We start from the raw sequence: 13,198 nt of genomic DNA on the forward strand, positions 1-13,198 counted from the left end.
CGCGCGCCATACGATCACCCGATAAGAGAGTCCACGCCATGACCGTTGCCATTCAGTCCCTCACCAAGCGCTTCGGCGGCGTGCACGCCATCGACGATCTCACGGTGCAGTTCCGCCCGAACGCCATCACGGTGCTGCTGGGCGCGAGCGGCTGCGGCAAGACCACGACCTTGCGCTGCATTGCCGGGCTGGAGCAGCCGACGAGCGGCGAGATCGAGATCGACGGGCGCACCGTGTATTCATCGACGCGCAACATCGACCTGCCGCCCGAGAAACGCGAACTCGGCATGGTGTTTCAGTCGTATGCCATCTGGCCGCATTTGAGCGTGATGGAAAACGTCGCGCTGCCGCTGCGGGCGCGCGGCACGGCGCACGCGGCCATCGACACGCGCGTGCGCGACACGCTCGCTTCGGTGGGGCTCGGTCAGCAAGTGGATCGCAGCGCGATGCAACTCTCGGGCGGCCAGCAGCAGCGCGTATCGATTGCGCGCTGTCTCGTGGCCGATCCGCGTCTCATCCTGATGGACGAGCCGCTCAGCAATCTCGACGCGAAACTGCGCGTGGAGATGCGTCACGAGATTCGCAATCTGCAGCGGCGCATCGGCGCGACCATCTTGTTCGTCACGCACGATCAGGAAGAAGCCATGTCGCTCGCCGATGAAATCTTTCTCTTCGATCGCGGACGTATCGTGCAGCGCGGCGCGCCCGAGGAACTGTATTTCCGGCCGGCGGTGCGCTATGTCGCGGAGTTTCTCGGCAAGGCCAATCTCTTTCCGGTTGCGCTGCGTTCGCACGCGGGCGAAACGGAAGTCGTGGCGCAATCCGGGCAGATCGTCGTGAAGGGCGATGTGACGGGCGCCGCCAACGGCAACGAAGCGCTCTGTATGGTGCGGCCCGAAGCGTGGCGCGTGCAGGCGCGCTCGCACGCGGGCGTGCCGGGCCGCGTGCGTGAAAGTTCGTTCGTCGGCGACCGGCGCGAGTTGCGCGTGGAAACGCCGCTCGGCGATCAGACCGTGGTGACGCCCGGCTTCGAACGCTACGCCAACGGCGATGAAATCACCCTGAGCGTCGCGCCCCAGCATTTGCACCTGATGAGAGGAGAGCTTCAATGATCGCTGTCGGCACCGGTCTCTTTACCATGTGGAACGACATCCCGCCCGCCTACGGCCGCGAGTTTGCGCTGATGCATACGCGCGACCACGTGCCCGAGCACATGGCCTATCTCGGCGATGACGGCATCCGCTGGGCGCGGCGCTGTATCGACGGACAAGGCGACATGCCGCGCTTCTTCACGTTTTACGGGCTGACGAGTCTTGACGTGCTCACCGACGAAAAGCACGCGAAGTGCAAGGTGACGGAGACCGCCTGGTTTCTGAAGATGCGCCCGCATTACCGCGACCGCATTGCGTATCACTGCTGGGTGCTGGCAAGCGCGGGCGGCGGCACGGGCGGCACGGTGGCGACGCTCTTGATCGACTTCGCCGACGATGCACGGCAGGATGCGCCGCGTCTCGCGGCGCTCGTGGATGACCTCACGCGTTTGTCGCCCGTGGTCGGCGCGCATCTCGCCGCGCCCGAATGGAACGTGCCGATCCGCGTCGGCGAAGCATTGCCGGCCGGGCGCGAGGGCAACGAAGCGGTGGGCGTGGTGATCCTCGAAGGTTTCGATCGATACGAACTGGCCGCGTGTCTCGAGGACGTGCGCGAGCAACTCGTGGCAAGCGGCGTCGCGGCACGCGTGCGTTCAGCCGGGCATTACGCGCAGGCGTACCGGCTGGACTATGACGAAATTGCGCATCTCGAACACTTCCGTCGCGACGACGCGCTCATCACCGAACGCTTCGACCTGAAATAGCCGAACGACTACAAATCATCAGGAGACAACATGACCACTTCGATAAAACGGCGCCGCCTCGTCCAGACACTCTCGCTCGGAAGCGCGGCGCTCGCGCTCGGCATCTCGCCGTTGATCGCGCACGCCGAGCCCGACAGCACGCTGATCGCGGAGGCGAAGAAGGAAGGCAAGCTCGTGGTGTATGGCGATCTCTTCACGGTGCAGATCATCGTCAAGGGATTCACCGCGAAGTATCCGGGCATCGACGTGACGACCGCGACCGGCGACGCCTGGCAGATCTATAACCGCTTCATCGGCGAACAGCAGGCGGGACGTCCGGTGATGGACGTGTTCTATCAGGCCGAGGACACCATCATCACGGCGGGCGCGTCGGGCACGCTCGCCGATGTGTCGTATGGCGACAAGGGCGTGCTCTTGCCCATCGCCACGCCCGCACAGGGCACGACGTATCTGCGCGGCAACGGCCAGCTGTGCCTCTTCGCCTACAACAAGCAGTCGATCGGTTCCGCGCCCATTCCCGCCGACTGGCAGGACTACGCGAAGCCGAAGGACGAATGGGACGGACTCGTGGCGACGACGAATCCGGCGTCGTCTTCCGCGACCTTCGCGGTGATCGCGAGTCTTTATCAGCATTACGGACCCGAAGCCGGCGGCGCGATCCTCAAGGGCGTGCGCAAGACCAACGCGGAACTGGTGGCCTCCATGGGCGTGATGACGACCAAGCTGCAAACCGGCGAACGTCCGCTCGATTTCTTCACCAACACGACGGCCGCGACGGGTCTCATCACGCAAGGCGTGCCGGTTGAAGTGAGAGTGCCGGCATCGGGCGCGGTGGCGCAGTTCAACGCGGTGGCGATCAGCAAGACGGCGCCGCATCCGAACGCGTCGAAGCTCTTTCTGGATTACGCATTGAGCGCGGAGACGCAGACGCGGCTCGCGGCGGCGGGCGCGTATCCGGTGCGCAAGGACGTTGCCGCGCCGAAGGGCTTGCCCGCGCTCACGAACGTCAAGCTGCTCAAGCTCGATTTGCCGCAGGCGCTGAAGGATCGCGACACGATCCTCAAGTGGTGGTCGGCGAGCACCGGTTTCAATACGCGTTGAGGAGAAACGATGATCGAGGAAGTGAATTTGCATGACGTGTCGGTGGCGAACCTGACCGTGGCGGGCGGCGCGCCCGTTGCACTGATCGAGGCCGCCGCGGCGGCGGGACTCGGCAAGGTCGGCTTGCTTTTGCGCACGGCGACGCCCAAGCCGCTCGCGCACGAAGTCATCGGCCGGCCAGACGTGGTGCGCGAGATCAAGGCGGCGTGCCGTGCGAACGACATCCGCGTGTTCGACGTGGAAGCGTTCATTCTTTCGCCCGCCGCCGATATCGACACTTATCGCGCGGCGCTCGCCACCGGCGCGGAGCTGGGCGCGACGCATATCTCGGCGGTCGGCACGGAACTGCTGACCAACGACGCGTTTTTATCGGCGCCGGAACGCATCGAACTGTTCGGCCGCTTGTGCGATGCCGCCGCCGAATACGGCCTGCATGTGGGCGTCGAATTCATGCTGTATCGCGACGTGCGCACGCTTGGTGAAACGCTCGAGTTGCTGAATGCGGCGGGGCGCGCCAACGCGGGCGTGATCCTCGATGTGCTGCATTTTCATCGCAGCGGCGCGCGCCCGGAAGAACTCGACGCGGTGCCGGCCGAACGTATTGCCTACGTGCAGTTGTGCGATGCCATCGAACGAAGTCCGTCGCTCGACGGGCTCGCCAACGAAGCCCGCACCGCGCGCCTGCATCTAGGCGATGGCGTGATTCCGCTCGATGCGATTCTCGACCGCTTGCCCGCCGACGCGCAACTCGTGATCGAGACGCCGGTTGCGGCGGATGCCGATCTATCCGATGCACGCAAGGTAGCCCATTGCACCGATGCCGCGCGTCGTTTTTTCGCGCGGCGCGCAAGCCAGCGAGGTTGAACATGACGATCAGCCAGGCATTCGAAGGACGCGTCGCCCTCGTGACGGGCGCTGCATCGGGAATCGGGCTCGCGTGCACGGAGCGCTTGATGTCGGAAGGCGCGACGGTGGTCCTATGGGACATCGACCAGAAGCGGCTCACCGCGTGCCAGGCACGTCTGGGCGAGCGCGCGATTGCGCAGCGCGTCGACGTCACGAACGAGGACGAAGTACGCGCCGCGCTCGAAGCGGCGGTGGCGCAGACGGGCAAGCTCGATATCGTGGTCAATAGCGCGGGGATCGTCGGATCGAGTGCGTCGGTGTGGGAGATGCCGCTCGATGCGTGGAACAAGGTGCTGCTGCTGAACCTGACCGCGACGTTCATCGTCTGCAAGGCGGCCGTGCCGTATCTGCTCAGAAACGGTTATGGACGCGTGGTCAACATGGCGTCGATTGCGGGCAAGGAAGGCAACGCGAACCAATCGGCGTATTCGGCTTCGAAGGCGGGCGTGATCGGCCTTACGAAGTCGCTCGGCAAGGAACTGGCTCAGCGCAATATCACCGTCAATGCAATTGCGCCGGCATCCGTGCAAAGCGAGTTGCTCGCGCAGATGCCGCCCGAGCAGATGAAGATGCTGCAAGCCAAGATTCCGATGGGACGTCCCGGCACCGTGCAGGAAATCGCCGCCCTGATTCGCTGGTTGAGTAGCGAGGAGAGTTCGTTTTCCACAGGCGCGGTGTTCGATGCATCGGGCGGGCGGGCGACTTACTGACGCTTCAATGCGTCGGCGTCGGCACGCGGTTTAGGTCGAGCGGCAAAACGAGATCCTCCTGCACCGCGTTTTCGTCTTCGTAACGATGGATGCCCGCCGCATGCCGGCCCGCGACATAGCCGAAGGTCATCGCGGGACCGAGATTGATTCCGCCTGACGGATAGAATCCGCCCATCACGCTCGCCATGTCCGTGCCCACGGCGTAAAGGCCGGCGATCACCTGGTCGTGCAAATCGAGCACTTGCGCCGAGCCGTTCGTCTTCAATCCCGCGAAGGTGCCGAAGCTGCCCGGGTACACCTTCACCGCGTAGAACGGACCGTGTTCGATAGGCGCCACACATGGGTTCGGCCCCTGATGCAACGGGTCGCCCATCTTGCGGTTATAGGGCGTCGAACCGCGTCCGAATTCCGGGTCCTCGCCGCGCCGCGCGTGGTCATTGAACGCGATGACGGTTTTAACCAGCGCATCGGAATCGATACCGCAGCGGGCGGCCAGCTCTTCCAGCGAATAACCGCGTTGCAGGTAGCCGTTGCGGATGAAGCGGCGCATCGGAACCGGGAAGGGCCGCACGTAGCCCAGGCCGTATCGGCGCAAGAATTGGTGATCGCAAATCAGCCATGACGCGACTTCCTGACCGTCGGGCGCGCCCGCGACCATAGCGGCGGTGTAGTCGTAATAGCCATCGGCTTCGTTGACGAAGCGCTTGCCGTTCGACAGCACGCCGATCACACCGGGCTTGCCGCGATCGATGATGTGCGGAAAGTGCCCGATGCTGCCATCCGAATGCGTGACGCGCGATACCGGCGCCCATGCGGCGGGTGAAGCGACATCCGTCACGAGCGAGCCGCCCGCCGATTCGCCCAGGCTGATGCCATCGCCCGAGCAGCTTTCAGGCGGCAGCGCCAGATGCTCGCGGCCTGTCGGCGTGCGCGGGAAGAGCGCCTTGCGGCGCGTGAGGTCGTTCGGAAAGCCGCCGGCGGCGAGCACCACGCCCTTCGCCGCGCGAATCGTGACTTCGCCTCTCTTCGTCGATACGACAGCACCATGCACCGCGCCATCCTCGACGATCAGACGCTTGGCGGGCGCGGACTCCATCAAGGTCACGCCGAGATCGTCGGCGGACTTGGCAAGGCGCCCGACGAGCGCCACGCCATTCACGAGATGCATTGCGCGGCCGTGAAAAGCGAGGTCGCGCAAATGACGCGTGAAGCGCTTCGCCACGTGGATGAACGAGCCGAACGAGCGTGTCATGCTCAGAAAAGCCATGAGGTCGGCGCCCGCCATGATCGGCATGCCCATGAACGAGGTTTCGCGCATGGTCTTGCGCAGGCGCTTGTTGAGCGGACCGATTTCGCGCGCATCGTAGGGCGCGGCGATCACCTGATGCCCTTGCGTCGCGGCGCCTTCGACGTGGCCATGCACATCGGGAATCTGATTTCCGTCCACGAACCGGAGCGCGGTGTGCTCGTGAAAGAAGCCGACCATGTGCGGACAATTGTCCAGAAAGGCATCGACGCGTTCGGGATCGTAACGATCTCCCAACTCGTTCCTGAGATACGTGCGCGGCTGTTGCGGATCTTCGATAATGCCCGCGCGTCGTGCGAGCGGATTGCCCGGCACCCACATCCAGCCGCCCGACCACGCCGTGGCGCCGCCGAAGACGTCGTCCTTCTCGACGACGACCACTTTGAGCCCGTGCCACGCCGCGGTGACGGCGGCAGCGAGACCCGAGGCGCCGGAGCCCACGACCAGCAGGTCGCAGTCGATTTGATTCGGAGTATTCATGTGCCAGGCCGGTTCGTGGTGTTCGATTGTGGCTGCTTCAGTTTCGTCGACAGCGCATCAAACCCTGACGCGCACCGGAATGTCCCGCAGCCCGACCACGAATTCAGGATCGGCGACGGGCACGGCGCGCGCCGCGAATTTCGCGACACGCCATCCGAACACAAGTGCGGGTCCGAGCGTCGTTCCCGGCCCCGGATAAGTGCCACGAAAGATCGATGCGAGGTCGTTGCCGCATGCGAAGAGTCCGGGAATGGCGTCGCCGTGGTTATCGAGTACCTGACCGTCGGCGTTGCCGGACAGCCCCGCGCTGCATGCCAGATCGGCGGGCCACACCGTGACGGCGTAATACGGTCCCGCGCCGATGGGCCGCACGCAGGGATTGGGCTTCTGCGATGCATCGCCATTGAAGCGGTTCATCGCGCTTGCGCCGCGCTTGAACTGCGGGTCTTCGCCGCGCGCCGCGTCGCGGTTGTACGCGGCGACCGTGCGCTCCAAGCCGCTGGCATCGACCTCGAGCTTCGTCGCCAGTTCGGCCAACGTGTCGCCCTTGATGAGATACCCCGCCTTCATGAAGCTGGCAATGCGCGCCTGGCTGCGTTTCTTCATCACGAGTCCGAGGCCATAATTGCGCAGGAACGCGGCATCGACGATCAAATGCGCCGGCACGCTCGTGCCCTGGCCATTGTCGCGCAGCATGCCCATCACGAAGTCGTGATAAGAATCCGATTCGTTGACGAAGCGCTCGCCACGCGCGTTCACGGCGATGAGTCCCGGCTTCGCGCGATCGAGAAGAATGTGCGGCCAGACGCTATCGGGCTTGCCTTCGCGACGCAGGATGGAGCAGGGCATCCACAGGCCGGGGCTTTCGCAGCCATCGTCGAGCCTGGCATCGAGATCGAGCGCGCGCTCGATGCCATCGCCCGTGTGCGTTTGCGGCGAAAGCGACAACGGTTGTGCGGCAGCGGGGAACAACTGCTTGCGCAACGCCGGGTTGCGCGTGATGCCGCCCGTTGCGAGCACCACGCCCCGGCGCGCGCCGATGCGCTTTTTCGAGCCGCCTTTCTGCCCGACCACGGCGCCCGTCACCATGCCGTGCTCGACGACGAGTTCCAGCAACGGCGTCTCGAAACGCACTTCCACGTTTTGCTTGCGCAGGCTGTAGAAGAGACGCGCGGCGAGCGCGTTGCCCATGACGAGATTCGTGCCTCGCTTGTGGCGGAGGCGGTCGGCGACATAACGTCCGACCACCGACAACGTACGTGTGAAATTTTTCTTCGACGCGAACGGTTCGAGCAGCGCATCGAGGTCCGTGCGCGCGACCATCATCCCGCCTAAGCCCATGAACTCGGGGCGCGGCGGCCTTACGCGGGCGAAGTCATCGCCGAGCAGCCGGCCATCGAAGGCGACGGGCGCGAGCGCGCGTCCGCCGAACGCCGCGCCGGGACCGCTGACGTAATCGGGATGTGCCGCCGCGGCCACGAATTTGACCTCGCTGATGCGCTGAATTTCCTCGATGGCCTGCGGGCCGCTCGCCAGGAACGCCTCGCGTGCTTCGTCACCGCCGCGATCGCCGACCACCGACGCGAGGAAGCGCCGCGCGTCGTCGGTTTTATCGGGAACGCCCGCGCGCACGCTGTCGCTCGTGCCGGGCACCCAGGTCGTGCCGCCGGAGGTCGAGGTAATGCCGCCGACCGCGTCGGTCTTCTCGCAGATGAGCACCTTCAGACCTTCGTGATGCGCGACGAGCGCCGCAGTCATGCCGCCCGCGCCCGCGCCGAACACGAGCAGATCGACTTCTTCGTCCCAGGGTTGAGTCATCGAATTCATGCGCTTTGTCTCCTGTCTCATGCCGTGCGGTCGATGCTCGCTTCGGCCGTTGTTGCGACCGCCACCGGCGCTCTCGATGCGGCCGCGCGATGCACCGCGAATGTCGTCGCGAGCGTGCGCGTTGCGTCCTCGCCTGAACAGACCGGCGCTTCCTTGCCGTCGATCACCGCCGAGAAATGCCGCAGCTGCTCGTGATACGGATCGCCGCGATGCAGTGTGCTTCGTTCGACCGTCAGCGGGTCATGCCAGCCTTTGCCGCTGCGGTAATCCCAGACATCGAGCAAGGGCAGCGTGAGCGATCCATCGGTGCCCGTCAGAAAATGCGTGTTGACGTTCTGACGCGGGTAGTGCGCAGCTTCGCCCGCCGCGAGATCCCAGTTCCAGGGCGATGCCGCGCAATCCGAGACCGCGAGCGTGCCGAGCGCACCGCTTGCAAACCGCAGCAGCACGGCCGCCGTGTCCTCCACTTCGAAGCCGCGCACCGCGTTGGATGTCTGCGCTTGAACTTCGATCACTTCGCCGAGCAGAAACCGCATGATGTCGATGTCGTGGATCAGGTTGATGAGCACCGGACCGCCGCCTTTTTCGCGGCGCCACGCCATCTCGAAGTAGCTGTCGGGTTTATAGAACGTGGCAAGCGCCATGGCCGCAACCGGCGTGCCGAGGCGGCCGGATTGGACGATCTCTCGCGCGCGCCGCAGGATCGGGTTATGCCGCCGATGATGTCCGACGATGAGCGGCACTTGCGCTTGCGACGCCGCGCGGGTCAGTTGTTCGGCTTGCTCGACGGTATCGGCGATAGGCTTTTCCATCAGCACCGCGACGCCCCGTTCGATGCACGCCAGTCCGACTTGCAGGTGCGTCGCGTTCGGCGTCGCGACGATCGCGCCTCGCGGTTTGACCTCGTCGAGCATGGCGGTGTAGTCGGCGAACCAGCGCAGGCCTTCGGCGCGTGCGAACGCTTCGGCCGCCGGCGACGGATCGGCCACGGCCACGATCTCGCAATCGGGATGCAGCCGCGCGCGTTCCACATGCATGCGCCCGATCGCGCCGGCGCCGATGAGGGCGAGGGTCGTCCTGCTCATTCGTGTCTCCTGTTGTGGTGTCTCGCGCCGCGCGTGTTGCGTGAAGCGTTTGACGGCACGCTATATCCTGTTACCGCGAACTCGAAGCTATTTCGGAATAGTATTCCAATTTCAAAGTTTATTCCACACCAAATTGGATCGTGATGCCGGAGGCAATCCATGCTTCGCGCGCAGGCTCGCGAACCGAGTCGTCGATGAAGCGGAATGTGTCGCGGAGCCTACGTAGCCGGTGTCTTTGGAGTTCGAAACGGCGGTGACGCGGCTTTTAGCGAGCATCGACGGACGGCCAGCGACCGAAGGCATCGCGAAGCTAGTCTGAACGCGTTGAACGCCGCGACGTGGCTAGACGAAGCGCGCTTTATCCGTGCGTAAAGCGACGCCAACGTGATGCGTTCCCTGTTTCATCGCCTTCAGTTTTCCCGCGAGACAGCCGATAAAAAAGCGATCGGCGCACATTGCGCGTAAACCCTCGAATTGAAGACTCTCGATGAAGCTCAGCCTCAAGATTCCGCTCGCTTTTGCCGCCGCGCTCTTTTTCATGTTCGCGGGCGCGTTGTACGGTATTTTTGCCCTCAATCAATCCATCGACACCTATCGGACAGTGGTCGCGGATAACGTCGCGAGCGAACGCATGGTGTCCGCGACGCTGGTCGCCTTCAAGTTGCAAGTGCAGGAGTGGAAAGACACGCTATTGCGCGGCAAGGACCCCGAGAAACTGCAGAAGTACTGGTCGGCTTTCCAGACTCGCGAAGCGACCGTGCACAAACTGGCCGATGAACTCAAGCGCACGCTTCCCGCGGGCGAGAGCCGCGATTTGATCGACCGCTTCGCTTCCGCACACGCCGCAATGGGCGATGGCTATCGGCGCGGCTTCGATGCGTTCAAGGCCGCGGGCTTCGAATCGTCCGCTGGCGATAACGCCGTAGCGGGCGTCGACCGCGAACCGGCCGCGCTACTCGAACAGGCGGCCCAGAAGATTGCCGCCGATAGCGCCGAAGTGTCCGCGCACGCCGATCACGCCGCGCGGCAAGCGTCGTTCATCAGCGTCACGTTGATGCTCTTCGTGCTGGCGCTCTCGTTGATCGGCGGATATCTCTTCAGCCGCACGGTGTCCGGTCCGCTCGTCCGTGCGCTCGGTTGCGCGCGCGCCGTGGCGAAGGGCGATCTCTCGCACGAGTTCGAAACCGACGGCAAGGACGAAATCGCCGAATTGCTGGTGGCGCTCAAGCATATGCAGACGAGTCTCGCGACGGTCGTGAGCAAGGTGCGCCAAAACGCGGAAGGCGTGGCGACCGCGAGCGCGGAAATCGCATCGGGCAATCTGAATCTGTCTTCGCGTACCGAGGAGCAGGCGGCGTCGCTCGAGGAAACGGCGGCAAGCATGGAAGAGATCACCGCGACGGTGCGTCAGAACGCGGATAACGCGGTCGCGGCTTCGTCGCTTGCGGAGAATGCATCGCAGACCGCCACGCGCGGCGGCCAGATGATGGAAAAGGTCGTCGAGACCATGCACGGCATTTCCGAGAGCGCGGGCAAGGTGGGCGAGATCATCGCCGTGATCGACGCCATCGCGTTCCAGACGAACATCCTTGCGCTGAACGCAGCCGTCGAAGCGGCGCGCGCGGGCGAGGAAGGGCGCGGTTTTGCGGTCGTGGCATCGGAAGTCCGCTCGCTCGCTCAACGCAGCGCGACGGCCGCGAAGGAGATCAAGGAGCTGATCGAACAGTCGGCCGGCCGCGTAGAGACGGGCTCGTCGCTCGTGCGGGATGCGGGCAGCATCATTGCGGATATCGTCGGCTCGGTCGAGCGCGTGACCGATGTGGTCGGCGCGATTTCGTCGGCGTCGAAGGAACAGACCACGGGCATCGAACAGGTCAACATGGCCGTTACGCAGATGGACGAGGTGACGCAGCAAAACGCCGCGCTGGTCGAGCAGGCATCGGCGGCGGCTCAGGCGCTGGCGGAGCAGGCGAGGTCGTTGCGTGACGTGGTGGCGATTTTCAAGCTGCGGGGAGATGGTATGGGGACGATGCGGGCCGCGTAGGTGTCGGTTTCGCAGCTTGGCCGCGCGCGATGCAGGTCGTAAATGAGACCGATGCCCGCGTATGCGCCGCCGCCTTCAGCACGGTGTCGCCCTGTCAGTAGCCGAAGCGATTGTTGAAGGGCTTGCAGTGGTCGAGATCGGCATGGCATGCCACAAACGCGACGCCATGCCAATGAGCCGGTCGATATGCGCGATAAGCCGAGCGAAGTGCCACGGTTGATGTGCGGCCGACGCGCGTGACGTCTTTCGGGATTGACGAGCTCGTCCGTGTCGCGGTTCGGCTTTATTTTCCGCGGCCGTTCTTACGCTTATGACTGACGAGCTTCACGATATCGTTCGTTGGCGTGCTCGTCATGAGCCGTGGAATGTCTTCGAGATTCACCCAGCGGCATCGCGAGATTTCATTGCTCGGACGCGGCTTGGCGCGAGCGGAGATATCGCAATAGAAGACGTGATGATGCTTTTGCTTGCCTCTGAAGTCGAAGAGATACTTGGCCGACTTGCCGGAGAGTTGTGTTTCCTCCTTGAGTTCTCGAAGCGCGGCGTCAGGGAGATGCTCCCCGCGCTTGAGGATTCCGCCTGGCAGGGCCCATTTCGATTGGCGACGTGCCACTAGAAGAATGCGTTTTCCCTTTCGACAGATAACAGTGGCGCGCTTCTTCAATTGAACTCCACTTTGTTCTTTTGGATGTGATGGCTCATGTCTCATCCACCTTTGTCGTCGAATAGCTTCGGCTCTTGGCGTCAGCTGTGAAGAGCCGCTGACGGGGCAGAAACGTGCGCTAATGCTATTACAAGAAAGCGGCCTTTTGTGATCGATTTCATAAAAACACACGAATGAGAAAATCGGCGCCTTGACACAAAAGTTTCATTGAGCAGATGCGCGTCGTAGGTGCCCTGCGCGTCTTCAATGTCGATGACGCTGCCAGCGGCGATTGCACTGGCAGCGGCGCGTTCCTCGACGTATTGCGAGGTTCGCGATCGAGCGGCGGTCAGGCGTTTGCAGGACGGCCGGTCTTGACGGTTTCGAGGGCCTTGATCGCGGCGACGATGCGCTTTTCCGGCGCGGCGTCGAGCACGGCGAGTGCGGCGCGCAGCAGTTCGCTCTTCTTTACGCGGATGCCGTTGTCGAGGCACTTCTGCTTGAGCGATGCAATCTTCGCGTAGTCCGCTTTTGGCATGGTGAAGCTGTCGCGCACGACTTTTTCCTTCTTCGCTCGCTTGGCTTTCGCCGCGGGTTTGGTCGTCGCGGCGGGTTTGGCTGTATCGGCAGGGGCGCGCGCGGTCGGTTTCTTTTCCCTGGCTTCGGTTGCCTTCGTCTTCGGCTTCGTTTTCGACTTCGTCGCGGGAGCCGAGGATGCGCCGGCTATGGGCTTGGCAACCGCTTTCTTCGCGGGCTTTTTCACTCCACCCGATGCGAGCGCCGCAGCCTTCGACCGGGTTTTCGTTGCGGTCTTCGTGGCCGGCTTCTCGTCTTTTGCGACGGCGTTCTTGGGAGCATCGACAGCCTTGGTGGCGGGGGCATCGATTTTGGGTGTGCTCATTTTTTCTCCTCTTGATGTGGAGAAACAGTATATACGGTTTTATCTCGCGGCGAATGTCGCCGTGGGTCGAGGCAAAGGCGGATGTCTACCGAGGTCGTTCATGTCGATGAGCGGATGAGTCAGCGCGGCATGCGACTCATGTTCTGCGACGAGCGCGGAGGAGGGAGGCTGAACTTGCTTCGCGGCGCGTTCAGCAGTTCGCCATTCTCAGCGGTGCTTCGGAAAACTTAGACACACTGAATTTTGTGGTTGCTTGATTGCCGCGCTTCGAGACTCTGCGACCGGCGTTTGCATGAAGCGCGTTTCGAGGACCGTGGCGGAGGCAACGTATGGCTTGTTT

12 protein-coding genes are annotated in these 13,198 nt (G+C 63.6%); 7 read left to right on the top strand and 5 right to left on the bottom strand.

Features of this window, described 5'->3' with window-relative positions; translation table 11 throughout:
• Positions 1-38: 38 nt before the first annotated feature.
• Genes NCR98_RS03820 through NCR98_RS03840 form a run of 5 tightly spaced genes read left to right on the top strand, consistent with a single transcriptional unit; the run spans position 39 to position 4,572 of the window.
• Entirely contained in the window at positions 39-1,112 is a 1,074-nt protein-coding gene (locus NCR98_RS03820; RefSeq protein ID WP_244827372.1) for an ABC transporter ATP-binding protein, read from the top strand.
• On the top strand, positions 1,109-1,855 hold the full coding sequence (locus NCR98_RS03825) for a hypothetical protein (protein WP_250525548.1): 747 nt from the start codon (positions 1,109-1,111) through the stop codon (positions 1,853-1,855). Before NCR98_RS03820 ends, NCR98_RS03825 begins: the two co-directional genes overlap by 4 nt.
• 30 nt (positions 1,856-1,885) lie before the next feature.
• On the top strand, positions 1,886-2,956 hold the full coding sequence (locus NCR98_RS03830) for an ABC transporter substrate-binding protein (protein ID WP_250525549.1): 1,071 nt from the start codon (positions 1,886-1,888) through the stop codon (positions 2,954-2,956).
• Positions 2,957-2,965: 9 nt separating this feature from the next.
• A complete protein-coding gene (locus NCR98_RS03835) occupies positions 2,966-3,820 on the top strand; it encodes a sugar phosphate isomerase/epimerase family protein (RefSeq protein ID WP_250508717.1) in 855 nt (284 codons plus the stop codon).
• A gap of 2 nt (positions 3,821-3,822) precedes the next feature.
• The gene (locus tag NCR98_RS03840; protein WP_250525550.1) at positions 3,823-4,572 is read left to right on the top strand and encodes an SDR family NAD(P)-dependent oxidoreductase; all 750 of its coding nucleotides are present in this window, start codon (positions 3,823-3,825) and stop codon (positions 4,570-4,572) included.
• Positions 4,573-4,576: 4 nt separating this feature from the next.
• On the opposite strand, the gene NCR98_RS03845 is transcribed toward NCR98_RS03840, so the two are convergent.
• From NCR98_RS03845 to NCR98_RS03855, 3 genes are read right to left on the bottom strand one after another with little or no spacing between them, the layout of a single operon-like run.
• Positions 4,577-6,358 (bottom strand): FAD-dependent oxidoreductase, encoded by a 1,782-nt coding sequence (locus tag NCR98_RS03845; protein WP_250525551.1) that lies wholly within the window; start codon positions 6,356-6,358, stop codon positions 4,577-4,579.
• Positions 6,359-6,415: 57 nt separating this feature from the next.
• A complete protein-coding gene (locus NCR98_RS03850; protein ID WP_250525552.1) occupies positions 6,416-8,185 on the bottom strand; it encodes an FAD-dependent oxidoreductase in 1,770 nt (589 codons plus the stop codon).
• 17 nt (positions 8,186-8,202) lie between these two features.
• Entirely contained in the window at positions 8,203-9,270 is a 1,068-nt protein-coding gene (locus tag NCR98_RS03855) for a Gfo/Idh/MocA family protein (protein ID WP_250525553.1), read from the bottom strand.
• A 487-nt stretch (positions 9,271-9,757) separates the two neighbouring features.
• Here NCR98_RS03855 and NCR98_RS03860 point away from each other — a divergent pair, with 487 nt between their 5' ends.
• On the top strand, positions 9,758-11,314 hold the full coding sequence (locus NCR98_RS03860) for a methyl-accepting chemotaxis protein (RefSeq protein WP_250525554.1): 1,557 nt from the start codon (positions 9,758-9,760) through the stop codon (positions 11,312-11,314).
• Positions 11,315-11,597: 283 nt separating this feature from the next.
• Here the strand turns inward: NCR98_RS03860 and NCR98_RS03865 are convergent, their stop codons facing one another.
• Positions 11,598-11,978, bottom strand: a complete 381-nt coding sequence (locus tag NCR98_RS03865) for an NUDIX hydrolase (protein ID WP_250463896.1) — start codon at positions 11,976-11,978, stop codon at positions 11,598-11,600.
• A 328-nt stretch (positions 11,979-12,306) separates the two neighbouring features.
• Positions 12,307-12,513 (bottom strand): hypothetical protein, encoded by a 207-nt coding sequence (locus NCR98_RS03870; RefSeq protein WP_250525555.1) that lies wholly within the window; start codon positions 12,511-12,513, stop codon positions 12,307-12,309.
• Here NCR98_RS03870 and NCR98_RS03875 point away from each other — a divergent pair.
• Complete coding sequence (locus tag NCR98_RS03875; RefSeq protein WP_250525556.1) at positions 12,494-12,976, top strand: hypothetical protein; 483 nt, start codon at positions 12,494-12,496, stop codon at positions 12,974-12,976. The genes NCR98_RS03870 and NCR98_RS03875 overlap by 20 nt on opposite strands.
• Positions 12,977-13,198: the final 222 nt, after the last annotated feature.

The sequence above is a fragment of the Caballeronia sp. GAWG2-1 genome, assembly GCF_023631405.1.
Taxonomy (GTDB): domain Bacteria; phylum Pseudomonadota; class Gammaproteobacteria; order Burkholderiales; family Burkholderiaceae; genus Caballeronia.